The organism is Amycolatopsis sp. NPDC051102, assembly GCF_040682815.1.
In the GTDB taxonomy this organism is placed as follows: Bacteria; Actinomycetota; Actinomycetes; order Mycobacteriales; family Pseudonocardiaceae; genus Amycolatopsis.
The window spans coordinates 81934-106796 of the sequence record NZ_JBFBBT010000015.1 but is presented as its reverse complement, the minus strand read 5'-3'; the positions used below and the strand labels follow the sequence as shown (position 1 = coordinate 106796).

Genomic DNA, 24863 nt, shown 5'->3' with positions numbered 1-24863 from the left:
ATGGATGTGCACGTCGTCGACCACCCCCTCGCGAAGGCCCGGCTCTCCACGATGCGCGACGCGCGGACCGACAGCGCCGCGTTCCGGGCCGCGCTGCACGAGCTGACCGTCATGCTGGTCTACGAAGCCACGCGCGACGTCCCGGTCAAGATCGAGCGGATCCACACGCCGGTCGCCCGCACCGACGGCTACAAACTCGCCAAGCCGCCGCTGCTGGTGCCGGTGCTGCGCGCCGGGCTGGGGATGGCCGACCAGGCGCACAAGCTGATCCCGGACGCGCAGATGGGCTTCGTCGGCCTCGCGCGCGACGAAGAGACGCTCAAGCCGACGCCGTACCTCGAGTCGCTGCCCGAATCCCTCGCCGACCGGCCGGTGCTGGTGCTCGACCCGATGCTCGCCACCGGCGGTTCGATGGAGTACACGATCCGCCTGCTGACCGACCGCGGCGCCGACGACGTGACCGCGATCTGCGCGCTGGCCGCGCCCGAGGGCCTGGCCCACCTGGAGAAGACCGGCCTGCCGGTGCGGGTGGTCACGGCGAGCGTCGACGAACGCCTCAACGACTCGGGCTTCATCGTCCCGGGCCTCGGCGACGCGGGCGACCGCCAGTACGGCGCCGTCTAGCCTTGCCCGTCCTGAAGTGGCGGTGGATCGCCGTGACCGCCGTCGCGGTCGCGGCCGTCACCGGCACCCTGCTCTGGCTGTTCCTGGCCTGGTCCGGACGGCCCGACGCGCCGGTCCGGATCGACGCCGTCAAGACCGCGTTCGGCGTCGGCGCGGGCGCGGGCGGGGCGTTCGCGCTCTGGCTGGCGACCCGCCGCCAGCGCACGCTCGAGCTGCAGCTGGCCGAGACGACCCTGGACCTGGCGGAACGCCGGGTCACCGAGCTGTACACGAAGTCCGTCGAGCAGCTCGGCAGCGACAAGGCGCCCGTCCGGCTCGGCGGCCTCTACGCGCTCGAGCGGCTCGGGCAGGACAACCCGAAGCAGCGGCAGACCATCGTCAACGTGCTGTGCGCCTACCTGCGGATGCCGTTCAAGGGCCCGGAAACCGGCCTCCGCGGCCGGACCGTCGCCGACCTCGGCGAGGACACCGACCCCGAACTGCTGGTCCGCTTGGCCGCGCAGGACCTGCTCAAGACCCACCTCAGCCACGGCGAACCGGGCTACTGGCCGGAGATGTCGATCGACCTGCAGCGGGCCGTCCTCGTCGACTTCCGGCTGAGCGGCTGCACCCTGGCCGCCGCGGACTTCAGCCGCGCCCGGTTCGTCGGCGCGGTCCACATCCGCGGGACGCACTTCACCCGGCGGGCGGGGTTCTACGGCACGGAGTTCACCGACACCGCGAACTTCGACCGGTCGATCTTCGACGAAGGCGCGTTCTTCTCCTGGGCGCACTTCGCCCGGGACGTCCGCTTCACCCGGATCCGTTCGGGCGGGGTGTTCCAGTTCTCCCACACGGTCTTCGACGAGGGCGCGGACTTCGAGGGCGGCGAACACGAGGAGCTCGACGTGGCGGACGCGCAGTTCCCCGACGCCGGGTAGCGCAACACCCGGACCGGTGCCGGCCACTCAAGGGTGTGACCAACCAAGTGACAGGGGCGCCGGTGGGTGACCGGGCACTGTGGGACCGGGCGGCCGGGGGCGACGAAGCCGCCTTCGGCGAGCTCTTCGAGCGGCACGCCGAGGCCGTCTGGAACCACGCCTACCGGCTGACCGGCTCGTGGGCCGCGGCCGAAGACCTCACCTCGCACACCTTCCTCATCGCCTGGCGCCGCCGCGCCGACGTGACGCTCGTGCGGGACAGCGCGCTGCCGTGGCTCTACACCGTCGCCGGCAACGCCGCTCGCGACGAACACCGCGGCGCGAGCCGGCGGCTGCGCCTGCTCCGGAAGATGCCCGACGCGCCGGTGGTGTCCGACCACGCCGACGCCGTCGCCGAGCGGCTCGACGGCGAGCGGCGGCTGCGGAAGATCGTCGCCGCCGTGCGGACGCTGCCCAAGGCGCAGCGGGAGGTCGTCGAGCTGTGCCTGCTCGGCGAGCTGAGCGTCGCCGACGCCGCCGAGCTGCTGGCCGTCGCGGAGGTCACCGTCCGTTCCCACCTGTCCCGGGCCCGTGCCCGGCTGCGCACGCTGCTGGAGGAAAAATGACCCTGCGAGGACTCCCACCCCGGCGTGCCCTGCCGGACGCCGTCCACGACCGGCTGCTCGCCGAGCTGCGTCAGGGCATGGCGAAACCACGGCGGACGAAGCACGTCTGGTACGCCGCCGCGGCCGCCGTGCTCGTCCTGGCCGCCGGCGCGGTCGTGGCGACGCGGCAGTTCCGGCAGCCCGCCGAGGCCCCGCCCGCGGCGAGCACCGGCCTGACGCTCGACGCCAAGCTGGCGACCTCGGCCCTCGACCGGTGCTGGACGGCCGTGCGGACGGCGGGGAAGACGGGCAGCGTGCCGGACCGCGCCGACTGGGTGCCGCTGTTCACCGACACATCCGGCACCGACTCCGTCGTCGCGGCCGCCGCCGCCGGGAAGCCGATGTTCTGCGAGGTCACCGAGACGACGGTGACCCTGTCGGATCCGGCGGCCGCGCCCGCGTACGCGCCGGGCAGCCGGTCCGGGCTGCTGCTGCACAGCGCGACCGGGCTGGCGGCCGGCGTCGTCGACCCGGCCTGGCGGCAGGCGGCCTTCGCCACGAAGACGGGTGCGTCGGGCTTGGGCTTCTCGCCGGCCAGCCGCCAGTTCGTCGCGTTCACCGGCACGGTGCCGGCGAAGGCGGAACTGGCCATCGGGGACGGTCCCGGCGACCAGCCGATGTTCCGCCTGCCGGCGGCGCCCCCGCCGCTGCTCTCGGTCACCGACCGTCCGGCCGACGCCGACCGGACCTCGGCCGCGGGCCGGGCGCTGGGTGATTGCCTGGCCGCCGCCGACGAGGTCATCGCCGACGCCGCCGCCTACCGGGCCGGCCCGCTGCTGGCCGAGCAGGGCTACCGGATCGTGCTCGGCCGCCTGGGCGACCGGGTCATCGCGTGCACGACCGAGCCGGGGCCCGGTGGACAGCGGTCACGTGCCTACCCGGACCGCTACGAGGGCCCGGCCGTGCCCGCCCGCGCCCTCGTGGTCGACACCCTGGGGGCGACCGAAGGCGGCGGCCAAGACCGGCCGCGGACGCCGTTCGCGGCGGTGGTCCCGGCCACGGCGACCAGCGTGATCGTCGACTACGGCGGCGGGAACGGCGCCGACACGCTCGTGACCGACGGGATGTTCGCCGTCTGGCTCCCCGTCAGCCGGCTCAAGCCGGACGCGAAGGGGCACGTCAAGGCGTGGGACGCCCACGGCACGGTCGTCTACGACGGGATGTTGCCGCTGTTCTGAGGCCGCAGCCAGCCGGAGGCGTTCGCGCGCAGCGCCGCTTCGTACGACGTCGTGACGTCGAACTCCTCCGGCAGGTTGCCGGTCAGCTCCAGGGACACCAGGCCGTGCACGATGGCCCAGCAGCCGACCGCGATGGTCTCCGGCGGGATGTCGAGGAAGACGCCGTCGGCGACGGCGCGGCGGATGATCCGCTCCAGGGGCTTGAGGGTTTCGCGGGCGAGCTCCTCGGCGTCCTCGTTCGGCTCGAACCCGGGCACCGACCTGGTGAACATGATCCCGTACAGGTGGGGGTCGGCCAGTGCGCTCGTGCGGTAGGCGCTGCCGAGGGCGACGAGGTCCTCGACGGCGTCGCCGGTCAGCGGCGTCCCGGCCATCCGGGCGCCGAAGCGGCGGAAGCCCTCGGTGTAGAGGGCGTTCACCAGATCGGGTTTGCTGCCGAAGAGGGAGTACACGGCGGTGGTCGACGTCCCGGCGTCGGCGGCCAGCTTGCGCAGGGAAAGTGCTTTCGGGCCGTCGGCCGCGATGAGCTCGCCGGCCCGGTCGAGGAGCCGGAGCCGGAGCGCTTCGTCGTGCGTGCGGGGTCGCGCCATGCACACAGCGTATCGGAACGGTGTTATCAAAGGCCAGGGCCAAGAGTTGACCTGGAGTGCACTCCAGGTCGTAGTGTCGGGCCATGAGCTACTCGATAGCGGAAGCCGCGCGACGTAGCGGACTGTCCATCGACACCCTCCGGTACTACGAGCGCATCAAACTGCTCGACCCGCCCGCCCGGGACACCGCGGGCCGCCGGGCGTACTCCGACGACGACCTCAACTGGCTGGGTTTCCTGACCAAGCTGCGCACCACCGGCATGCCGATCAAGAGCATGCGCGAGTACGCGTCGCTGCGTCGCCACGGCGTCGCGAGCGCGGGCCGCCGCAAGGCGCTGCTGGTGGAACAGCGCCGGTCGGTCGCCGAGCGGATCGCCGAGCTGCAGGGGTGCCTCGACGTCCTCGACTACAAGATCGAAAACTACGCCCAGGTCGAGCGCAAGGTGCTCGGCGTGGAACCCGGTATGGAGGAGATTTCCGCGTGAAGAACAGGAAGCTGGGCGGCCTCGAAGTCGGCGCCCAGGGGCTCGGCTGCATGGGCATGAGCCACGCCTACGGCGTCCGCGACAACGAGGACGAGTCGATCGCGACGATCCACCGTGCGCTGGACCTCGGCGTGACGCTGCTGGACACGGCGAACGTCTACGCCGACGGCGTCAACGAGGAACTGGTCGGCCGCGCGATCGCCGGCCGCCGCGACGAGGTCGTGCTCGCGACGAAGTTCGGCATCGTGTGGAACGACGGCGCGATGGGCGCCCGCGGTGACGCCGCGTACGTGAAGCAGTCGTGCGACGAGTCGCTGCGCCGGCTCGGCGTCGACCACATCGACCTCTACTACCAGCACCGCGTCGACCCGGACACGCCGATCGAGGAGACCTGGGGCGCGCTGGCTTCGCTGGTGGAGGCCGGAAAGATCCGGTACGCCGGGATTTCCGAGGCGAGCGCCGCGACGATCCGGGCCGCGCACGCGGTGCACCCGGTGACGGCGTTGCAGAGCGAATGGTCGCTGTGGACCCGCGGCATCGAGGGCGAAATCCTGGACACCTGCCGCGAGCTCGGCATCGGGATCGTCCCGTTCTCGCCGCTGGGCCGCGGCTTCCTGACCGGCGCGGTGACGTCGGTGCACGACCTCCCGGAGGACGACCTGCGCCGCGGCCTGCCGCGGTTCGCCGAGGGCAACATCGAGCGCAACATGGCGATCGTCGAGGCCCTGCGCGCGCTCGCGGACGAAAAGGGCGTCACGGCCGGCCAGCTGGCGCTGGCGTGGGTGCAGGCGAAGGGCGAGGACGTCGTGCCGATCCCGGGCACCAAGCGCCGCAAGTACCTGGAGGAGAACGTGGCGTCGGCGTCGCTCGAGCTGACGCCGGCCGACATCGAGGCGATCGAGGCGGCGGCCCCCGCGGACGCGATCGCCGGGGAGCGCTACCCGGAGCGGCTGGCGCGAGCCGCCGGCCGGTAAGTAACTTACGCGCTTCTGAGGCTTTTCTGAGATCTCCGGAGCAGGCTCGGCGCCGATCATGCGGTCGGTGCCGAGCCTCAGGAGGTCGTCGTGGCGGAGGAAGTGCTCGATTATCTGGTCGTCGGGGCCGGACCGGCGGGACTGCAGCTGGGGCAGTTCCTCGGCCACGCCGGGCACCGGTACCTCGTGCTGGAGGCCGGTTCCGCGCCCGGCCACTTCTTCGAAACCTTCCCGCGGCACCGGACCCTCATCTCCATCAACAAGAAGCACACCGGGTACAGCGACCCGGAGCTGCGGATGCGGATGGACTGGAACTCGATCCTCGCCGACGGCGACGACAATCCCGTCCTCTTCACCGACTACAGCGACAAACTCTTCCCCCGAGCCGAAAACCTCCTCCGCTACCTCGCCGACTACGCGGCGAAGTACCAGCTGAACATCCGTTACGACACCCGGGTGACGCGCATCCGGCGCGAGGGCGAAACTTTCGTGCTCACCGCGGGAAAAACCGAGTTCCGGGCGAAGCGGCTGATCATGGCCACCGGCGTCACGAAGCCGTACATCCCGCAGTTCCCCGGCGTCGAGCTGATCGACCAGTACGTGGACGTCGACGTCGACCCGGAAAGTTTCACCGACCAGCGCGTCCTGGTGCTCGGCAAGGGCAACTCCGCGTTCGAGACGGCGGACAGCCTCATCGAGAAGGCCGCGGTCGTGCACGTCGGCGGCCCGCGGCCGGTGAAGCTGGCCTGGCGCACGCACTTCGTCGGCCACCTCCGCGCCTACAACGCGGGCATCCTCGACATGTACCAGCTCAAGCTGCAGCACGCGATCCTCGACGGAGAGGTGCGCGAGGTCCGTAAGGACGCCGACGGCTACCACGTGAAGTTCGCCTTCGCCCGCACCGACGAGGTCGTCAAGGAGATCCGCTACGACCGCGTGATCGGCTGCACCGGCTTCCGGTTCGACGCGTCGCTGTTCGACGAGGACTGCCGCCCGGAGCTCACCATCGACGACCGGTTCCCGGCGCAGACGCCGGACTGGGAGTCGGTGAACGTGCCCGGCCTCCACTTCGCCGGCACGATCACGCAGGTCCGGGACTTCAAGAAGGCCACCAGCGCGTTCATCCACGGCTTCCGCTACGGCGCCCGCGCCCTCGCCAAGGTGCTGGACGAGCGCTACCACGACGTCCCGTGGCCGAACACCGAGCTGCCCGCCAAACCGGACGCGCTGACCGAAGCCGTGATCACCCGGATCAACCGGACGTCCGGGCTGTACCAGCAGTTCGGCTTCCTCGGCGACGTCGTGGTCGTGGACGGCGACACCGCCCGCTACCTCGAAGAGGTGCCCGTCGACCGGGTGCTCGCCGACCCGCCGGAGGACGCCTACGTCGTCACCCTCGACTACGGCCCGGACCACGACAAGATCGACCCGTTCGACTTCGTCGCCCGCGCCGCCCAGGACAAGGCGAACGACCGCGGCGAGGGCCACTACCTGCACCCGATCGTCCGGCACTACCGCCGCGGCGAGCTGACCGCGACCCACCACGTCACCGAGAACCTCGAGAACGAGTGGGACCAGGAAGTCCACATCGGACCGCTGACCGCCTTCTTCACCGGGGAGCTCTGATGCGCACGATCGCGGAGTTCGAGGCGGCGGCCCGCGAGCGCCTCGATCCGGCCCACTACGACTACTTCGCGGGCGGCGCGCAGGACGAGATCACCCTGCGGGAGAACGAAACCGCCTACCAGCGGCTGCGGCTGCTGCCCCGGGTGCTGCGCGGCAGCGACAAGCGCGACCTGAGCCTGACGCTGCTCGGCACGCCGTCGTCGATGCCGATCCTGATCGCGCCGACGGCGTTCCACCGGCTCGCGCACCCCGACGGCGAGCTCGCCACCGCCCGGGCCGCGGCGCGGGCGGGCACGATCATGATCGTCAGCATGGCCGCCACCACGGCGATCGAGGACGTCGCCGCGGCGGCGCGCGAGGTCGCGCCGGACCCGGGCCTGTGGTTCCAGCTCTACCTGCAGCCGGACCTCGAGTTCACCGAGGCGATCGTGCGCCGGGCCGAGGCGGCGGGCGTCAAGGCGTTCGTCGTCACCGTCGACTCGCCCGTGCTCGGCCGCCGCGAACGCGACGACCGCAACGCCTTCCACGACCTGCCGCCCGGGCTGGTCGTGGAGAACCTGCGCAACATCGGCGAGAACCGCAGCGGCGGCAACGCCAGCCACGTCCGCGAGATCGTCATGTCGGCCGGCCTGAACTGGGACCACATCGCCTGGCTGCGCTCGAAGACCAAGCTGCCGGTGCTGATCAAGGGCGTGCTGCACGCCGAAGACGCGCGGCTGGCCGTGCACCACGGCGTCGCCGGGATCGTGGTGTCCAACCACGGCGGCCGCCAGCTCGACACGGTCGCGGCGACCATCGACGTGCTGCCGGAGATCGCGGCGGCGGTCGGCGGGGCGGTCCCGGTCCTGCTGGACGGCGGGATCCGCCGCGGCACCGACGTCGTCAAGGCGCTGGCCCTCGGCGCGGACGCGGTCGGCGTCGGCCGCCCGGTGGTGTGGGGGCTGGCCGCGGGCGGCCGCGAAGGCGTCACGCGGGTTCTGGACCTGCTGCGGGAGGACTTCGACCAGGCCCTTGCGCTGTGCGGCGGCCGGCACCCGGCCGATCTCACCCCCGATCAGGTGCGGCGATGATCGGCAAGGTGCTCGGCTGGCTGCCCGAGCACGTGGTCGCGCTGCGGATGCGGATCTTCGCGCTGGTCAACGGCCAGGACGCGATCACCGTCCCCGGCCCGCAGGTCGGCGTGGCCGACTTCCGGCGCGTCTACGCCGACCCGGCGGCGAACGGCCGCAGCCGCGGCGCCGCGCTGTCCGACCTGTTCTGGTACTGGCTCTCGCCGGGGCCGCAGGTGCACCAGGAACACCTCGAAGCCGGGCCGCGCTACGACGAGGTCGCCAAGTGCACCCGGCACATCCTGGTCCGGTCCAAAAAGGACTCCGAGGAGCTGACCCGGCGCGTCGCCCGCCACGTCCTGGACGGTGTCCGCCCGGGGCTCGTCCGGCTGCGCGACGAGATGATGCCGATCTGGGCCGAGCTGTACTACGAGCTGGTGTTCGACGAGCCGTGCCCACCCGAGGCGCGAGAGCTCATCGTGGCGCACGCCGACGACGTCGTCTCGGCGCTGAAGTGCGTGCGGCCGCGGAACATGCGGCGCCGGGCGCGGCTGACGAAGTACCTCAGGCAGCGCCTCGCCGACGTCCCGCACCCGCTCCCGGAGTCCCTGACGCCGGAGGAGCAGGCCTACTACCTGCAGGGGACGTTCTTCACCACCGCCGTCGTGCAGATGTCGGAGGCGATGGCGCACCTGCTGATGATCATCGCGCAGGACGACGGCCTCCAGCAGCGGCTCGCCGGGCACCCGGAGGACATCGACCGCGTCATCGACGACGGCCTGCGTGCGTATCCGCTGTTCGGCATCGCGCACCGGATCACCACCGCCGAGATCGAGCTGGCGGACCTGACCATCCCGGCCGGAACCGTGCTGTGCTTCAGCTACCCGGACTTCGCCGCCCAGACCGGCAAGGACGACTTCATCCCGTTCGGCGTCGCGCAGAACCGGGCCTGCCCGGCCCGCGGGCTCGCGCCGCCGACCATGCGGATCGTGACGCAGGAGGTGCTGCGCCGCTTCGACCTCGCTTCGACGGCCGGGCACACGCGCTCGATCCCCAACCGCGGCCCGGCCCTGCTGACGCCCCGCGGCGGCCGCCGACGGCGCGCGCCCCTGGTGTGGATCGCCGTCCGCGACCGCTGGGAAGACGTCTGGCGCAGCTTCGCCCAGCTCGTCTTCGGCACGTACATGGTGCTCGACGCCCGCAAGAAAGCCCTCTGCACGACCTACTTCGCCGGAGGTAACTCATGACCCCCACCGAAGCGGCACCGGCGTTCTTCCTCGCCGTCGCGGCCATCCTCGTGGTGTGCCGGCTCGTCTGCCTGGTCGCGGTGCGGCTGGGACAGCCACCGGTGGTCGGCGAGATGATCTCCGGCGTGCTGCTCGGCCCGTCACTGCTGGGCCTGGTGCTCCCGGGCGTGCAGACGTCGCTGTTCCCCGACGGCATCCGCCCGCTGCTCTACGTCGGCGGCCAGATCGGCCTGGTCATCTACATGTTCGGCGCGGGGTACGAGTTCAGCCTCCGCAGCATCCGCGGCTCGGCGAAGTCGGTCGGCGCGATCTCGGCCGCGGGCACGGTGGTGCCGCTTGCGCTCGGCGTCGGCGTCGCCGTGTTCGGCACGAGCTGGGCCGGCATCGGCAAGGACGGCGTCTCGCTCGCGACGTCGGCGGCGTTCGTCGGGGTCGCGCTGGCCATCACCGCGTTCCCGATGCTCGCCCGGATCATCACCGAACGCGGTCTCGGCGGCACCCGGTTCGGCTCGCTCGCGCTGGCCTGCGGCGCCCTCGACGACGTCCTGGCGTGGGTCCTGCTGGCCATCGTGCTGGGCATGCACGCGGACTCGGCCGGGCCGGTCGCGCTGGCCGTGGGCGGCGGCCTGCTGTTCGCGCTGCTGCTGGTGCTCGTCGGACGCCGGGTGCTCGCGAAGGCGATGGGCAGCGAACGGATCTCCGCCGACCAGAAGATGCTGATCACGGCGTTGACGCTGTTCGCGGCCGCCTGGTTCACCGACATCATCGGGCTGTACGCGGTGTTCGGCGCCTTCTGCGTCGGCATCGTGTTCCCCCGCGTGCCCGCCGCGGACGCCGTGCTCGCGAAGATCATGCCGATCGGGCGGATCGTGTTCCTCCCGCTGTTCTTCACCTATTCCGGCCTGAACACCCGGTTCGCGCTGCTCGCGGACCCGAAGCTGCTCGCGTTCGCGGTGGTGTGCGTGGTCGTCGCGATCGTCGGCAAGCTCGGTGCCTGCTGGGGCGCGGCGCGGCTGGTGGGGGAGTCGCAGCCGGTGGCGTTGCGCGTCGGCACGCTGATCAACGCGCGCGGGCTCATGCAGCTGATCGCGCTCAACGTCGGCCTCGCCGCCGGGATCGTGTCGCCGGCGTTGTTCACGGTGCTGGTGCTCGTCGCGCTGGTCACCACGATCATGACCGCGCCGGTGCTCAGCTGGCTCGACCGGCGTGATGCCCGCAAGGGGACCACTGAAGTACTCCTGATGGCCGAACCGGTTCCGCTGAGCGGGAAAAGTTGATTTTTCAAGTTCGGAAATAACTGCCAGTATGGATCCGTGCGCGAAGCGGTGGCGAAACCGAGAGTGCTGCTGGTCGAAGACGACCGGGAACTGGCAGGCATGCTGGGGGAGCTGCTTGCGGACGAAGGCTACGAAACCGAAGCGGCCCACGACGGCCAGCGGGGTCTCCACCTCGGGCTCACCGGGCGCTACGACGTGATGGTCATCGACCGCCGGCTCCCGGTGCTCGACGGCCTCGAACTGCTCCGGCAGCTGCGGGCCCGGGCGGTGATCACGCGGGTGCTGGTGCTCTCGGCGCTCGGCGACGTGGCCGACCGCGTCGCCGGGCTCGACGCCGGGGCCGACGACTACCTCGTCAAGCCGTTCGAGGCCGAGGAGCTGCTGGCGCGGCTGCGCGCGCTGGCCCGCCGCGACTTCGAAGGCGCCGAGTGCCTCCCGCTCGGCGCGGCGGCGCTCGACCTGCAGCGGCACGAGGTCGTGCTGCCGCGCGGCGAGCGGATCACGCTGTCCGGGCGGGAGTTCGAGCTGCTGCGGACGCTGGCGCAGCGGCCCAAGGCGATCCACCCGCGGGCGGCCCTGCGCACGCGCGTGTTCGCCGACTCGACCGGGGAGTCCATTGTGGACACCTATGTGTACTACCTGCGGCGCAAGCTCGGCCGCGACGTCGTCCGGACCGTGCACGGCCTCGGGTACCAGATCGGCGCGGTATGAGCCCCGACCCCGAGGCGCGGGCCCTGCGTCGGGCGCGGTGGGTGATCACCGCGCAGGTCGCCGTCGTGGTGTCGCTGCTGGTGGCCGTCGCGGGCGCGATCGCGTACGGGATGCTGCTGTCCGGCCAGCACGCCGACGCCGACCGGACGCTGGCCAGGACGATCCAGCTCGGCCCCGGCACGACCCCGCCCGGCTGCGTCTGGCTGTTCACGCCGGCGGCGCACGCGCCTTCGGGACCGCCGCCGGCGGGGATGCCGCTGCCGGAGCTGAACGCGTTGGTGCCCTCGCCCGGCGACGTCCACACCGAACGGCGGTCGATCGGCTGGATGACCTACACGATCCGGGTGGAGAACCACGGCGGCGTGGTCTCGCAGGCGTTGTTCGAGGAGCGCTACCAGATCCAGGACCGCGCGTCGCTGCTGTTCGGGCTCGGGGTCGCCGAGGTGCTGGCGCTGCTGGCGGCCCTGGTGAGCGGGCGGGTGCTGGCCCGCCGGGCGATCCGGCCCCTGGAAGACGCGCTGCGGCGGCAACGGACGTTCGTCGCGGACGCGTCCCACGAGCTGCGCGCCCCGCTGACCCGGCTGCACACGCGCGCGCAGCTGCTGGCCCGGCGGGCGTCCGGCCGCGACGCGGCCGAACTCGACCAGCTGGTGCGCGGCACGCGCGAACTCGGCGAAGTCGTCGAAGACCTGCTGCTGTCCGCGCAGGCGTGCGGCGAACGGCCGTCCCTGGAACCGGTGGAGCTGGGCGTGCTCGCGGACGAGGCGGTCGCGGCCGAAGCGGTGCGCGCGGGAGAGGGCCGCGTCCGCCTGGCGGTGACGCGCGAGCGGCGGCCGTACCTCGTCCAGGGCGTGCCGACGGCGTTGCGCCGTGTGCTGTCGGCGTTGCTGGACAACGCGCTCGGCCACACGCCACCGGGCGGCTCGATCGAGGTGTGGCTCGGCGTCCCCGACGAACGCCACGTGGAACTGCGCGTCCGCGACACGGGCGTGGGCTTCCCGCCGGCCGACGCGGACCGCATCTTCGAGCGCTTCGCCCGCGGCTCCGACGGCGACGGCCGCCGCTTCGGCCTCGGCCTGGCCCTGGTCCGCGAGGTGGTGACGGGCCACGGCGGCACGATCGCGGCCGCCACCCGCCCCGGCACCGGCGCAACGTTCACCCTCCGCCTCCTCCGCGCCGACCCCACGTGACCCAAGGGCCGACACGCGTGATCGAAGGGTCGACACGCGTGATCGGAGGGTCGACACGCGTGATCGGAGGGTCGACACGGCAGTTTCGTCGTGTCGACCCTTCAATCACGTGTGTTGACTGCTCAATCACGCGAGTTGACCCTTCCCGCACGCCGGTTCGGCAGGGCGAAGCGGAGCTGGCGGGCTGTTTCGGGCGGGAGGAGGTCGAGGTGGGCCTCGATTTCGGCCGCCAGGGTGGGGGACGGGGTGGTGTAGGTCGCCGCCGTGTGCTGGAGCCAGGAGTGGATGTCCTGGTGGGCGGCGGGGGCGAGGTCCGGGTCGCGAAGGAGGGTGAGGTTCGTGTGGAGGCGGTGCCAGGGGTCGTGGTCGCGGAGGAGGGCCGCGGCCGCTCGGCGCGTGTGGAGCGGGTGGGTGGGGGACAGGAGCGGGCGGAGCGTGGCCGGGTCGACGAACCGGCCGCGCAGGAACGCCACCACCTCGCGGGTCACCGCGGGCGACGGGTCCGTCAGCAGGGGCTGAACCGCCGCCGACTCCGGCGCGATCCGGCGCAGGCCGCGGACCGACGCCCGGCGGATGCGGGGACGTTCGTCGGCGAGGTGACGTTCCAGGCGCGGGGCGTCGGCGGCCGTGCCGGTTTCGCCCAGGCCGGCGAGGGCGCCGACCGAGACCGGCAGCGTGCGGTAGTGCGCAGCCGGGTCCGGGACGAGTACCTGCGCCATCGACCGCACCGCCGACGACCGGTCCGCCAGGTGCGCGACGGCGGCGTCGGGGCCGAGCAGCGTCAACGCCCGCATCCGCACCTTCGGCGCCCCGGCCGCCAGCAGCTCCTCGACGCACTCGCCGCGGTCGAGCAGCGCGTCGCCGCAGATCATGCGCACCACGAAGTCAGGGTGCTTGGAAGCGATCTTCAGCAGCCGCTCGCGGGACAGCAGCCCGAGCGCTTCGCGGTGCGCGAACCGGCGGCTTTCGCGGTCGTCCAGCGCCAGCGCGGTGTCGAGCGAGCTCAGCAGCGCCCGGCGGAACAACTCGGTCATCCAGCCGTCGACCAGACGCCGGCGCAGGATGCCGATCAGGGGCAGCATCGCGCGGAGCGACGCAGAGTCCAGTTTGGACAGCACTGCCTTCCGGGCCGCCGCCCGGACCTGGGGGACCCAGTCGACGCACCGGATCAGCAGCAGCGCCACCGCCTCGGGGTCCGGGCTGGCCGCGAGGCGCCGGACAACCGCTTCGCGCTCGTGACCGTCGGGCGAGCAGGCGGCGAACGCCAGTGCTTCCCGCGCGGTACGGCGGCCGCCGTTGTACCACCACTCCCGTCGCACGGCGAGGTCGAACTCGGCCCACTGCCGCACGTCTTCGAACTCGATCATCGGCCTCCCCTTCCGGCGCCCAGGATGCCCGGGACGCCGGCGGGGAGTCGAACCGATTTACGCCAGCAGCGCCTGCACGGCCGCCGGAGCGTCCGCGATCGCGACCGGGTTCTGCTCCCGGGTCGCCAGGCTCCGGACCGTCACGTTGCCGGCGGCCCAGTCCTCCTGGCCGACGATCACCACCGCGAGCGCGCCCGCCTTGTCCGCGCGGGTCAGTTCCTTGCCCAGCTTGCGGTGCTCGATCGGCGTCGACGTCCGCAGCCCCGCGGAGCGCAGCGACGCCGCCACCGACCGAGCCGCGTCGAAGAGGTCCTCGGTCACCGGGATCACCATGACGTCGACCTCGTTGCGCGGGGCCGGTGTCAGCCCGTGCGTGTCGAGGAAGTCGATCAGCGTCACGTCGCCCATGCCGAACCCGATGCCCGGGATCTGCTGCGGCGTGAACATCGACGCCAGGTCGGCGTACCGGCCGCCGCCGAACAGGGCGCGGCGGTTTTCCGGTGAGGTGTCGAAGACCTCGAACACGGTCGACGTGTAGTACGCCAGCCCGCGCACGATCATCGGCTCGTACTTCACCAGCGAGCCCGCGCTGCTGTTCAGGACGTGGACCAGGTTCGACCGCTCCCGAACCTCGGCCGGCAGCTCGTCGAGCAGCGCCTCGCCCGCGCCGAGCGTCTCGGCGAGCTTCTCGAACTGCTTGTCCGAAAGGCCGATCTCGGCGGCGTTCTCGGCCAGCTTCTCGCGCGGGTACTTCTCCCAGCGGTCGACCAGCGCGAACACCTGGCTCAGGTGGTCCTGCGACACCCCGGCGACGTCGAGCAGCGCCGACGTCAGCAGGTTCCGGTCGTTGACGCGCAGCACGAACATGTCCGGCGTCGCCCCGAGCGCGGCCATCAGGTCGTGCACCAGCTCGAAGATCTCGATCTCGCAGTTGGCGCTGTCCGAGCCGAAGATGTCCGCGTTGATCTGCCAGTGCTCGCGGACGCGGCCGCGCTGCGGCGTCTCGTACCGGTGGCAGTTCGGGTGGCTGTACCAGCGCACCGGGAACGACAGCGACTTCGCGCTCCCGGCGATCATCCGCGCCACCGACGGCGTCATCTCGGGGCGCAGCGCCAGCCGCCGCCCGCTCTTGTCGGTGAGCGTGTAGAGCTGCTTGTCCGCGATCTCCTGACCGGACTTGCGCTCGTAGATCTCGGCCGGCTCGAGGATCGGGCCGTCGTAGCGGAGGAAGCCGCGGCGTTCGAGGACGTCGTAGAGATGACCGAACACCTGGGTACGCACGGACATTTCGGCGGGCAGGAAGTCCCGGAGCCCCTTGGAGGGCGCGGTCGGCAGGTATTCAGGCACGTCACCAGCTTAACGACCGGCCGCATCCGGGTTTTCAGGGGAAGGCGACCCCGTACGCGGTGAGCAGCACCGCCGCCGCCAGGAACAGCGCGCCGACGGACGTCACGCGGCCGCCGAACTTGCCCTTGTTCGGGAGCAGGTGCAGGAAGAATCCACCCGATTGGGCAAGGATCCCGAACAGCAGCAGGAAGCAGCCGATCCACAAGGTCGTGTCGGACAGCGTCGTGCGGCTGAGGATCTGCAGCGCGACCAGGGCGAGGACCAGCAGGACGCCGGCGTGCGCGTGCCCTGCGCGGAACATCGCGCGCTGGTGCTCGGTGAGCTTGCGATCGCGCATGACGCCCATCAGCGCGTAGCCGCCGTACATCACGGTCGGCAGGGAGACCAGGGCGATCACCGTGAACAGCTGGGTCGGTCCGTGCATCGGGGACTCCTTCGAGGTGGGTGGCGTAACAGTAACACTGTTTTAAAACGCTGTCACCAAATCCGGCATTCCCTCGATCGGGGAGCTAGGCGATCCGGCCCTGGGCGAGCACCAGCAGCGGGTTGCGCAAGGCGGCCAGCGACGCCAGCGGGTCGCCTTCGACGACCAGGACGTCCGCTGAAAGCCCGGCTTCGAGCCGTCCGGTGACGTCACCCAGGCCCAGCCCGGCCGCGCTGTCCTCGGTAGCGATCTCCAGGATCCGGCGCCGCGGGAAGCCGAGCCACTCGTACAGCTCCAGCGCGCCGGCCGGGTCGTCGAACACCGAGCCCGGCAGGCCCGCGTCGGTGCCGGACAGCAGCCGGACGCCGTGTTCCTCGAGCCACGGCAGCCGCCCGTACATCGCCTGCGCGACGTCGTCGCCGAGCTTCTCGACGATCACCCGCCAGTTGCGGCTGCTCGTCGAGCACGCCGAAATCCCCTCGGCGGCCATCCGCTTCGCCACGTGGTCCCGGCGGTCGAACGTCTTCGGCCCGGTCAGGAAGCTGCAGTGCTCGACCGTCGACACCCCGGCCTCGACCGCGGCCTCGATCGCGTCGGCGCCGTGGGCGTGCGCGGCGACCGGCAGCCCGTGCGACGCCGCGTGCGAGACGATCACCGACAGCTGCCGGGCGTCGAACTGCGACTCCCACATGTCCGCGCCGCCCTCGGTGATCTGGCCGCCGCTGGCCATCACCTTGATCACGTCCGCGCCCGCGGCCGCGTTGGCGTCGATCAGGGTACGGATTTCGTGGTCCGAAGCCGTTTCCCCGCCGAAAAAGTGGCAATGGCCGCCGGGCACGGTGATTGGCGGCCCCGACACCAGCAGCCGCGGTGCCGCGGAACTCTCGAACGAACGCCGGACGGCCGCGCCGAGGTGCCCGCGGTCGCCGAGGTCCCGCACGGTCGTGACGCCGCTGCGCAGCATCGCCGTGAGCCGCGAGCGCGCGCCCTCCAGCAGGTCGTCGCTTTCCGAGAAGTGCGCCAGCATCTCGCGCGAGGCGTCGAACGCCAGGTGCACGTGGACGTTGCACAGCCCGGCCAGCGCGGTCCCGGTGGGGAAGTCGTGCCGGGCCGCGTCCGGCGCGGCCTGCGCGACGACGTCCGCGCGCGGGCCCGCCGCCACGATCACGCCGTCGCGCACCAGCACGGCACCGTCGTCGATCGGGGTGGCCGGCCGCGGCAGGACCCGGCCGGCGGTGATCAGGGTGTCCACGTCACGTCCCGGTGTCCAGTGCGGCCGACAGCGCGAGCAGCGGCCGGACGTCGGATTCGAGGTCGTCCGCCCCGGCGGGGAGGACCTGTTTCGCGCGGCCGTCGCTGGGCTCGCCCGCCGCGTGCCGCGCCAGCGCCGCCTTCAACGCGGCCGCCGCGGCGCCGGGATCGGTGGCGACGACGTCGCCGAAGTCCGTGTCCAGGTACGGCGACAGCTGCACCAGCCCGTCCCGGATCTCGATCACCCGCCGGTAGTGCCCGCGGTGGACGCCGCGCGGGGACAGCCGCTCGCGGCGCCGCGGCGGGGTCCGCAGCACGATGCTGGGGAACGCCCGGACCAGGACCGTCCACAAGGGAGCCAGCGCCCGGTGCTCGCGCCGGTGCTGGCGGCGCCGCCGCAACGCCGCCACCCGCGCCCGCAGCCCGGGGTAGGTGACGCCGGCGAGGAACAGCATCCCGCCGACGATGACGAAGGGCGCGCCCAGCAGGAGCAGGACCTTCACCAGCGGCCCGAACACCCACGCGACGATGATGTAGAGCGCGCGGAAGATGCTGCCGGCGGCCGCGCTGGCCATGCCGATCGCGCTCAACCGCAGGCCGATCCGCAGATTCCGGTCGGCAATCCGCTGATACCGCACGATCCAGGCGGTGCAGGCGATGAGACCGTAGATCAGGTAGAGCCCGGCACCGAGGTAGAACACCGCGACGCCGCTGTCGTGGATCGTCGACGGCCCCAGCGGCAGGCCCCGCAGTTCCGGCGGGGTCAGGATCATCGTGACGATCATCAGCACGATGGCCGCGGCGAGCGGCACCAGCTCCAGCGCCACCCGGCGGTAGCGCCGGGGGCCCAGCGCCGAGCCGAGGAAGAAGATCAGCAGCCCGCAGAGGCCGCACGCCAGCAGCGCGTTGTTCGCGACCCGTGCCGTGCCGCGGCCGAACAGCGCGTCCACCTCGTCGGAGATCACGGTCTGCTGCAACAGGAACGCCGCCGCGAAGCCGGCCACGCAGGCGGTGACGGCCCAGTTCGGCACCGTCGGCGCGCGCGTCACCTGGTAGATCCGCCACGCGAGCGCCGCGGCGAACAGCACCAGCGCGATCAGGTTGACGGGACTGAAAAGCGTGCTCACAACCACCCTTGGTGATCGCCGAGCGCACCCTGGATCCGGCGGAGATCCCGGTCAGCGGCGCGCCGGGGGATCGTGTAGTTCAGGACCGACGCCCATTCGAGGATGATCGTCGCGACCGTTTCGGCTTCCCACTCGTGCGCGTCATCGTAGGACGAGCGGCGCAGGGCGCGGTGTACGGCATCCGGGTCGAGATCCGCCGCCGGGCCGCGCAGGAAGTCCGCCGGCTGGGCGTCGCCGTGCGGGTGGTGGTCGGCCAGCATGTGGCCGAGTTCGTGCAGGATGATGTGGTCCTGGTGGGATTTCGTGGTTTCGGCCTGGTAGAAGATGTAGTCCGCGGACGACGTCGCGATCCAGCAGCCGAACGGCCCGGGCACCTCGAGCGGGTACGCCAGCAGCCGGATCGGCTTCCCGCGCCGCTCGCCCAGCCGCGCGCACAGCACCTCGACGTCCAGCGGCGGCCCGATGTCGAGGTCCTTGAGCAGCTTCCGGCAGCGGCGGCGCAGTTCGCGCTCCTTCATCGCACCGCGTTTCCCGGGCCCCGGCCCTCGGCGTCCTCCGGGTTCCGCCCCTCGCGCTCGGCCCGCTCGTAGCGTTCGACGAGCTCGAGCAGGTCCATCACCTGCCGCCGGCCCTGCGGGGACAGCTCTTGGGCCCGCATCGCCATCAGCTGGGCCTCGCCCGCGGGGACCGCGGCCACTTCTTCGTCGAAGAAGTACGTCACCGGCACGCCGAACAGCTTCGCCAGCGCCTCGACGTAGTGGATCTTCGGGTTGACGCGCTTGCCGGTGGCGAGCTGCTGCAGGTACGCGGGCGACATCGCCGGGCCGCCCGCACGCTCGACGGCGGCCGAGATCTCCCGGTAGCTGTGCGGTGCGAGGCCGTCCACCCGGGCGGCCTCGATCAGGGCGCTCAGGCGCTCCGCAAAGGTGCGTTCCCGTGCCATTTCCACCCCCTGGGAATCGAGCCGCGGAAATTCTAACCGCAAACCACTGTACGCACATGTTGACAGCATTCGTATGCAGTGGTTTACAGTTGGCTTGCCTCTCGCCTGGCGGCCCGTGCCCTGGGGGTGCACGGAACGGCCACGGCGAGAGGTTGTCGCGCCTTCGACTCGTCATGATCGGCCGTCTGTAGTACGCTTCAGGGGCCAAGGTCGATCGCCCTAGTGCGAACCCTTGGCCACGGCCTGTTGCCGGAGGTCGACCCCCAGGGCTTCCGGTGACAGGCCCCTTTAATTTCCGGGCATCAGGGACGCGGCCAGCGTCGCGCCCAGTTCGGTGCAAGCTTCCAGCGTTGCTTTGTCCGGTTCACCCGTCGTGATGACGGGGTCTGCCGTTTTTGTCCAGGACAAGCCGGTGGTGATGGCGAGAAGCTGGCGTTCCGTGCCCGAAGTGTCGCTGTTGCCGTGAATCCAGTACCCGAACGAGCGACCTCGCGTCGCGTCCAGGCACGGGTAGTAGATCGTGTCGAAGAAGTGCTTCAGCGCGCCGCTCATGCTGCCCAGGTTCGCCGGCGTGCCCAGCAGGTAGCCGTCCGCTTCCAGCACGTCGGGGACTCCTGCCCCCAACGCCGCGCGGCGAACCACCTCCACCCCTTCGATGTCCGGGTGCGTCGCGCCCGCCACCACCGCTTCGAACAGCGCCTGCGTCGACGGCGACGGCGTGTGGTGCACGATCAGCAACCTTGGCATCAGGCGAGCAGCTCCTCGACGTCCGCCCGCAACGCCGTCAGCCGCTCCTGCGCCGCGTCGCGGGCGCTGTCCACCACCTGCAGGTACGCCTTCAGCTTCGGCTCGGTGCCGGACGGCCGGATGACGACTCGCACCCCTTCGCCGGTCAGGCGCACGACGTCGGCGTCCGGCAGCAGGTCTTCGAGGGTGACTTCGACGCCGCCGAGCCGCGACAGCGGGGTCGCCCGCACCTTCGCCATCAGCTGCCCGCGGACCGCGAGGTCGGTGACCCGCAGCGAAACCTGGTCGGTCAGGTGGACGCCGTGGCGTTGCGCGAGCTCGTCGAGCACGTCCAGCGGCGTGCGGCCCTGCGCCTTCAGTTGCGCGGCGAGCCCCGCGGCCAGTGTCGCGGCGGCGATGCCGTCCTTGTCACGCACGAAGCCGGGGTTCACGCACAGGCCGAGCGCCTCTTCGTAGGCGAAGACGAGTCCGTCGCCGGCCCGCACCAGCCACTTGAAGCCGGTCAGCGTCTCGGCGTAGCGCGCGCCTTCGGCCTTCGCGATTTCGCCGAGCATCGACGACGACACGATCGTGGTGGCCACCAGCGGGTCCGGCAGCACCGTGCGGTCCACTGTGGACAAAATGTACGAGCCGAGCAGCACGCCGGTCTCGTCGCCGCGCAGCATGCGCCACCGCCCGTCCCGCTCGCGCACGCCCAGCGCGCACCGGTCGGCGTCCGGGTCGAGCGCGATCGCCAGGTCGGCGTCCACTTCGGACGCCAGCGCCAGCAGCAGGTCCGTCGCGCCCGGCTCCTCCGGGTTCGGGAACGACACCGTCGGGAAGTCGGGATCCGGCGACGCCTGCGCGACCACCAGGTGCAGGTCGGTGAACCCGGCCCGCTCGAAGGCCGCGCGCAGCGTGTCGGCGCCGACGCCGTGCAACGCCGTCGCGGCCACGCGCACCGCCCGCTCGTGCCCGAGCGGCAGCGTGGCGACCTCGTCGAGGTAGCGGTCCAGCAGGTCGGTGACCTCGGCGCCGGGCGCCCGCGGCACGTCCACCGCGGCGGGCGCGGCCTGGATGGCCCGCTCGATCTCGCCGTCGGACGGCGGCACGATCTGGCCGCCCGTGGCGTCGTAGAGCTTGTAGCCGTTGTCGGCGGGCGGGTTGTGCGACGCGGTGATCTGGATGCCGGCCACCGCGCCGAGCCGTCCGACCGCGAAGGCGAGCACCGGCGTGGGCAGCGGGCGGGGGAACACCTTGACGTCGAACCCGGCCGCGGTCAGCACTTCGGCGGCCGCGGTCGCGAAGGCTTCCGAGCCGTGCCGCGCGTCGCGGCCGACGACGACCAGCGCGCCCGCGTGCCCGTGCGCGGTCAGCCAGTCCGCGACGCCGGCGGTGGTGCGGGTGACGACGGCGACGTTCATCCCGTTCGGCCCGGCCCGCACCGGGCCGCGCAGACCGGCCGTGCCGAACTCGAGCGGGCCGGCCATCCGGTCGGCGAGGTCTTCGGCGGCACCGGGTTCGCCGCCCAGCGCCTTCGCCAGCACAGCCTGCAGTTCAGCGCGGGTGCCTTCGTCCGGGTCGTCGGTGATCCAGCGGAAAGCGGCGTCGCGCAAGGTGGAATCGGTCGTCACGGGGCCAGCCTACGGGCTAAGGTCGGGTAGGTGCGCTTACTCTTCACCTCTCTGGGGTCCTTCGGCCACACCTTCCCGCTCGTCCCGCTGGCGGTCGCCGCGCGCGAGGCGGGCCACGACGTAGTCTTCGCCACCTCGGAAGACTTCCTGCCACAGCTGACGAAAGCCGGGCTCGAAACGGCGGCGGCCGGGCTCGCGATCAAGGACGCGTTCGGCGAGGCGTTCGCCGAATCGGGGCCGCCCGGCCCACGGCGTCCGCCCGGCGACATCCCGCGCGAAGAGCTGTACCCGGTCGTCGCGAAGGTGTTCGGCGAGCTGATGCCGAAGCGGTTCCTCGCCGACCTGCTGCCGCTGTTCGAGCACGTCCGGCCCGACCTCGTGGTGAGCGAGGCGGGCAATTCGGGCGGGGCGTTCGCCGCCATGAAGGCCGGGCTCCCGGTGGTGGCGCACGGTTTCGGCCGCGTGTCGACCGGCGACCCGATGACCACGAAGATCCGGGACGCGATCCTCGCGCACGGCGCCGAGCTGGGCATCGAGATCGGCGACGACCTGGCCTTCGGCGGCCCGTTCATCGACATCTGCCCGGAGTCGGTGCAGGACCGGGGTTTCCTGGCCCGCACCCGCCGGGTGCCGCTGCGCCCGGTCGGCTGGAGCGAGCCGGGCGAGCTGCCGCCGGGCGTGCTGGACAAGCGGCGTCCGCTGGTCTACCTGACGCTGGGCACGGCGATGGGGCACGCCGGCGTGCTCACCGAGGCGATCGCCGGTCTGTCCGGGTTGGACGTCGACGTCCTGGTCGCCACCGGCCCGTCGCTGCCCGACGACGCGCTGGGCGAGGTCCCGGGCAACGTCCGGCTCGAGGCGTGGGTCCCGCAAGCGGCGCTGCTCCCGCACGTCGACCTGGTGGTCCACCACGGCGGCAGCGGCACGACCCTCGGCGCGTTCGGCGCGGCCCTGCCCCAGCTGCTGCTGCCGCAGGGCGCGGACCAGTTCACCAACGCGGACGCGGTGGTCGCGGCCGGCGTCGGCGACCGCCTCCTCGGCGCCGAGGTCACGGCCGAAGCCGTCGCCACCAAGGCCCGTCACCTGCTCACGGACGCCTCGGTCCGCGACGCGGCCCGCCAGCTCGCCGACGAGGTGGCGGCCATGCCGTCCCCGGCCGAGGTGGCCGCCGACCTGCCGAAGCTCGCCTGACCTCGTGTCGACCCGCTGATCACGCGTGTCGACCTCCTGATCACGCGTGTCGACGTTTTCTGCACACCACCCGGTGCGCGAACTGTCGACACGCGTGATCGAAGGGTCGACACGCGTGATTGAGGGGACGACACGAAGTCAGGCGCGGGTGACGAGGTCCCGCAGCAGGGAGCCCATCTGGGTGGCGGCCGCGCGGCCCGCCTCCAGGACTTCCTGGTGGTTCAGCGGTTCGCCGGTCATGCCCGCGGCCAGGTTCGTCACCAGCGACAGGCCGAAGACCTCGACGCCGGCCGCGCGGGCGGCGATCGCCTCCAGGACCGTCGACATGCCGACCAGGTCCGCGCCGAGCGTGCGTAGCATCCGGATTTCCGCCGGCGTCTCGAAGTGCGGCCCCACCAGGCCCGCGTAGACGCCCTCTTCGAGCGACGGGTCGATCTCGCGGGCGATGTCCCGCAGCCGCGCCGAGTACAGGTCCGTCAGGTCGACGAAGTTCGCGCCGACGATCGGGGAGCGCGCGGTCAGGTTCAGGTGGTCGGAGATCAGCACCGGCTGGCCGACGCGGAAGCCCTCGCGCAGCCCGCCCGCCGCGTTCGTCAGCAGCACCGACCGGACGCCGGCCGCCGCCGCGGTGCGCACGTTGTGCACCACCGGGTCGATGCCCTTGCCCTCGTAGAAGTGCGTCCGGCCCAGCATCACCAGGACGTTCTTGTCCCCGACCTTCAGCGAGCGGATGGTGCCGCCGTGGCCCACCGCGCCGGGGGTGGTGAAGCCGGGGAGCTCGGCGAACGGGATCTCCGTCTCGCACTCCCCGATGACGTCCGCCGCCGGGCGCCAGCCCGAGCCGAGGACCACCGCGATGTCGTGCGCGTCCACGCCGGTGCGCTTGGCAATGGCGGCCGCGGCCTCTTGTTCACTCATGCCAGGGAGCGTATCCGCACGGCCCGGACCACCAGGAACACCACCAGCCCGAACGGGGACAGGAAGATCGTCAGCAGCAGGATCGGGCTGACGATCCACGGCGAGATCCCGCGCGCCCGGCCTTCGAAGTACATCCAGCGCGCGATGAACAGGTCGAACGCGATGAGGTGGGCCCAGACGAGCCCGGCGCCCCATGGCGTGGCCAGCAGCGTCTGCAGGACGCCGAGGTCGGGCCGCAGCATCGCCCGCCCCCACTCGCCGAAGTGCGGCAGCACGAGCCCGAAGTAGCAGACCAGCGGCAGCAGCGGCACCTACGGCGACGCCATGATCCGTTCGGTCCACCGCCAGTTCGGGGCCAGGATGAGCAGCGCCCAGAACGGTGCCGCCAGCGGGAACGCCCAGGTGAACAGCGTCATCGGACCGCCGTCCGCTCCGGCGCGCGGACGACGGCCAGCGCGCCCAGCGCGACCGCCGCGGCGAGCAGCGCGAACGCCCCCAGCGTCGTCGCGTCCGGGTGCACGATCGACTGCGCCCGCAGCGCCTGCCAGGTGACCAGCGCGGTCAGCCCCGCGTACCCGGCCGCGCCGAGCAGGACGAGCCGCGCGCGGACGACGTCGTCACGCAGCCGCGGGAACCGCCGGGCCAGTGCCGCCAGCGCGATGGCGAGCAGCGGCAGCGCCTGCAGCGCGTGCATCCCGACGAAGTGCGGGATCCGCAGGTCGCCGGCCACCGTGCTCCAGCCGAGCAGGGGCAGGCCCGGACCGCCGTCCTCGAGCCCGACCGTGTGCGCGCCGACCATCGCCGGCGCGGAGCCGGTCTTCCACTGCGCGAGCTGCTGCGCGGTCGGCGACGTCATCAGGATGCCCAGCGAGATTCCCACCAGCGACAGGACGGCTCCGGCGCGCACCGCCCAGAAGCTCGCCCGGTCCGGCACCTTCGTGAACATCACCAGCACGGTCAGCGCCAGCGTCGCCACCCACAGGCCCATGATCATCTTGCCCATGACGTTGTAGATCAGGGCGTCCTGCGGGGTCGCGTTGTTGAAGTGGCTGGCGTGGCCACGCGCCGCCTGGAACACGAGGAGAACGTACTCGGCGGCGAAGATGACGACGAGGAGGTTGGTCAGCAGGGCCGCCGTGCGCCGGAACCGCGGCAGCAGCGAGACGAGCCAGCTCCAGGTGGCGAAGTAGAGCGCGCCGGACACGGCGAACTTGACCGGCTTGGCCCAGATCGGCGCGCCCGCCAGGGTTCGCTGGTCGACCAGGAGCGCGGCGAGCCCCAGCAGGGCCACCACTCCCAGCGTGGCGGCCGCGAGCGCGGACGGCCGGTGCCAGGAGTTCGTTCTGCTCCGGAGATCGGCAAGGATGGTCATGGTTCCCTCCCAGAATGGATAGTCAAGCTCTCCGTTATGGGAAGTTAA

General features: G+C 71.9%; 25 protein-coding genes and 1 pseudogene. 13 read left to right on the top strand and 13 right to left on the bottom strand.

The window, feature by feature from the left end; all coding sequences use genetic code 11:
• The 4 genes from upp to AB0M93_RS32970 are packed head-to-tail and all read left to right on the top strand — an operon-like array spanning window position 1 to window position 3366.
• Window positions 1-624: a uracil phosphoribosyltransferase gene (upp, locus tag AB0M93_RS32985; RefSeq protein WP_364280760.1), complete on the top strand. Its 624-nt coding sequence runs from the start codon at window positions 1-3 to the stop codon at window positions 622-624.
• Window positions 625-656: 32 nt separating this feature from the next.
• Window positions 657-1544 (top strand): pentapeptide repeat-containing protein, encoded by an 888-nt coding sequence (locus AB0M93_RS32980; protein WP_364280757.1) that lies wholly within the window; start codon window positions 657-659, stop codon window positions 1542-1544.
• Window positions 1545-1579: 35 nt separating this feature from the next.
• Window positions 1580-2149: an RNA polymerase sigma factor gene (locus AB0M93_RS32975; protein WP_364280754.1), complete on the top strand. Its 570-nt coding sequence runs from the start codon at window positions 1580-1582 to the stop codon at window positions 2147-2149.
• Complete coding sequence (locus AB0M93_RS32970) at window positions 2146-3366, top strand: hypothetical protein (protein ID WP_364280751.1); 1221 nt, start codon at window positions 2146-2148, stop codon at window positions 3364-3366. Before AB0M93_RS32975 ends, AB0M93_RS32970 begins: the two co-directional genes overlap by 4 nt.
• Here AB0M93_RS32970 and AB0M93_RS32965 read toward each other — a convergent pair.
• Complete coding sequence (locus AB0M93_RS32965) at window positions 3339-3956, bottom strand: TetR/AcrR family transcriptional regulator (protein WP_364280748.1); 618 nt, start codon at window positions 3954-3956, stop codon at window positions 3339-3341. The two genes, AB0M93_RS32970 and AB0M93_RS32965, sit on opposite strands and share 28 nt — an antisense overlap.
• Before the next feature lie 83 nt (window positions 3957-4039).
• Here AB0M93_RS32965 and AB0M93_RS32960 point away from each other — a divergent pair, with 83 nt between their 5' ends.
• The 8 genes from AB0M93_RS32960 to AB0M93_RS32925 all read left to right on the top strand — a co-directional run bounded on the left by AB0M93_RS32960 (window position 4040) and on the right by AB0M93_RS32925 (window position 12515).
• Window positions 4040-4441, top strand: coding sequence for a MerR family transcriptional regulator (locus AB0M93_RS32960; protein ID WP_364280745.1), 402 nt, complete (start codon window positions 4040-4042; stop codon window positions 4439-4441).
• 50 nt (window positions 4442-4491) lie between these two features.
• Window positions 4492-5415 carry an aldo/keto reductase gene (locus AB0M93_RS32955; RefSeq protein ID WP_364281051.1) on the top strand — a complete coding sequence of 308 codons (924 nt, stop codon included), beginning with the start codon at window positions 4492-4494 and terminating at the stop codon, window positions 5413-5415.
• 90 nt (window positions 5416-5505) lie between these two features.
• On the top strand, window positions 5506-7041 hold the full coding sequence (locus tag AB0M93_RS32950; protein WP_364280743.1) for an NAD(P)-binding domain-containing protein: 1536 nt from the start codon (window positions 5506-5508) through the stop codon (window positions 7039-7041).
• Complete coding sequence (locus tag AB0M93_RS32945) at window positions 7041-8111, top strand: alpha-hydroxy acid oxidase (protein ID WP_364280740.1); 1071 nt, start codon at window positions 7041-7043, stop codon at window positions 8109-8111. Before AB0M93_RS32950 ends, AB0M93_RS32945 begins: the two co-directional genes overlap by 1 nt.
• Window positions 8108-9337, top strand: a complete 1230-nt coding sequence (locus tag AB0M93_RS32940; RefSeq protein ID WP_364280737.1) for a cytochrome P450 — start codon at window positions 8108-8110, stop codon at window positions 9335-9337. Before AB0M93_RS32945 ends, AB0M93_RS32940 begins: the two co-directional genes overlap by 4 nt.
• Entirely contained in the window at window positions 9334-10614 is a 1281-nt protein-coding gene (locus AB0M93_RS32935) for a cation:proton antiporter (RefSeq protein WP_364280734.1), read from the top strand. The genes AB0M93_RS32940 and AB0M93_RS32935 overlap by 4 nt, the downstream gene beginning before the upstream one ends.
• A gap of 63 nt (window positions 10615-10677) precedes the next feature.
• On the top strand, window positions 10678-11325 hold the full coding sequence (locus AB0M93_RS32930; RefSeq protein ID WP_364281048.1) for a response regulator transcription factor: 648 nt from the start codon (window positions 10678-10680) through the stop codon (window positions 11323-11325).
• Window positions 11322-12515: a HAMP domain-containing sensor histidine kinase gene (locus tag AB0M93_RS32925; protein WP_364280731.1), complete on the top strand. Its 1194-nt coding sequence runs from the start codon at window positions 11322-11324 to the stop codon at window positions 12513-12515. The genes AB0M93_RS32930 and AB0M93_RS32925 overlap by 4 nt, the downstream gene beginning before the upstream one ends.
• A 122-nt stretch (window positions 12516-12637) precedes the next feature.
• On the opposite strand, the gene AB0M93_RS32920 is transcribed toward AB0M93_RS32925, so the two are convergent.
• The 9 genes from AB0M93_RS32920 to AB0M93_RS32880 all read right to left on the bottom strand — a co-directional run bounded on the left by AB0M93_RS32920 (window position 12638) and on the right by AB0M93_RS32880 (window position 21334).
• Complete coding sequence (locus tag AB0M93_RS32920; protein WP_364280728.1) at window positions 12638-13882, bottom strand: hypothetical protein; 1245 nt, start codon at window positions 13880-13882, stop codon at window positions 12638-12640.
• Window positions 13883-13939: 57 nt separating this feature from the next.
• The gene (hisS, locus tag AB0M93_RS32915) at window positions 13940-15229 is read right to left on the bottom strand and encodes a histidine--tRNA ligase (RefSeq protein ID WP_364280725.1); all 1290 of its coding nucleotides are present in this window, start codon (window positions 15227-15229) and stop codon (window positions 13940-13942) included.
• A gap of 34 nt (window positions 15230-15263) precedes the next feature.
• Window positions 15264-15653, bottom strand: coding sequence for a hypothetical protein (locus AB0M93_RS32910; RefSeq protein ID WP_364280722.1), 390 nt, complete (start codon window positions 15651-15653; stop codon window positions 15264-15266).
• Between the two features lie 85 nt (window positions 15654-15738).
• The gene (locus AB0M93_RS32905; RefSeq protein WP_364280719.1) at window positions 15739-16905 is read right to left on the bottom strand and encodes an amidohydrolase family protein; all 1167 of its coding nucleotides are present in this window, start codon (window positions 16903-16905) and stop codon (window positions 15739-15741) included.
• A gap of 1 nt (window position 16906) precedes the next feature.
• A complete protein-coding gene (locus AB0M93_RS32900) occupies window positions 16907-18031 on the bottom strand; it encodes an MAB_1171c family putative transporter (protein WP_364280717.1) in 1125 nt (374 codons plus the stop codon).
• On the bottom strand, window positions 18028-18549 hold the full coding sequence (locus tag AB0M93_RS32895; protein WP_364280714.1) for a hypothetical protein: 522 nt from the start codon (window positions 18547-18549) through the stop codon (window positions 18028-18030). Before AB0M93_RS32895 ends, AB0M93_RS32900 begins: the two co-directional genes overlap by 4 nt.
• Window positions 18546-18974, bottom strand: a complete 429-nt coding sequence (locus tag AB0M93_RS32890; protein ID WP_364280711.1) for a helix-turn-helix transcriptional regulator — start codon at window positions 18972-18974, stop codon at window positions 18546-18548. The genes AB0M93_RS32895 and AB0M93_RS32890 overlap by 4 nt, the downstream gene beginning before the upstream one ends.
• 288 nt (window positions 18975-19262) lie before the next feature.
• A complete protein-coding gene (locus tag AB0M93_RS32885) occupies window positions 19263-19721 on the bottom strand; it encodes a flavodoxin family protein (RefSeq protein ID WP_364280708.1) in 459 nt (152 codons plus the stop codon).
• Window positions 19721-21334, bottom strand: a complete 1614-nt coding sequence (locus AB0M93_RS32880) for a phospho-sugar mutase (RefSeq protein ID WP_364280705.1) — start codon at window positions 21332-21334, stop codon at window positions 19721-19723. The genes AB0M93_RS32885 and AB0M93_RS32880 overlap by 1 nt, the downstream gene beginning before the upstream one ends.
• A 30-nt stretch (window positions 21335-21364) precedes the next feature.
• On the opposite strand from AB0M93_RS32880, the gene AB0M93_RS32875 reads away from it, so the two are divergent.
• Window positions 21365-22525 carry a nucleotide disphospho-sugar-binding domain-containing protein gene (locus AB0M93_RS32875; protein WP_364280702.1) on the top strand — a complete coding sequence of 387 codons (1161 nt, stop codon included), beginning with the start codon at window positions 21365-21367 and terminating at the stop codon, window positions 22523-22525.
• A 138-nt stretch (window positions 22526-22663) separates the two neighbouring features.
• Here AB0M93_RS32875 and AB0M93_RS32870 read toward each other — a convergent pair whose 3' ends face one another.
• From AB0M93_RS32870 to AB0M93_RS32860, 3 genes and pseudogenes are all read right to left on the bottom strand, one after another.
• Complete coding sequence (locus tag AB0M93_RS32870; protein ID WP_364280699.1) at window positions 22664-23443, bottom strand: purine-nucleoside phosphorylase; 780 nt, start codon at window positions 23441-23443, stop codon at window positions 22664-22666.
• Window positions 23440-23859: pseudogene (locus tag AB0M93_RS32865) on the bottom strand (ABA4-like family protein). Before AB0M93_RS32865 ends, AB0M93_RS32870 begins: the two are co-directional and overlap by 4 nt.
• Window positions 23856-24815 (bottom strand): hypothetical protein, encoded by a 960-nt coding sequence (locus tag AB0M93_RS32860; protein WP_364280696.1) that lies wholly within the window; start codon window positions 24813-24815, stop codon window positions 23856-23858. Before AB0M93_RS32860 ends, AB0M93_RS32865 begins: the two are co-directional and overlap by 4 nt.
• Between the last annotated feature and the right edge of the window lie 48 nt (window positions 24816-24863).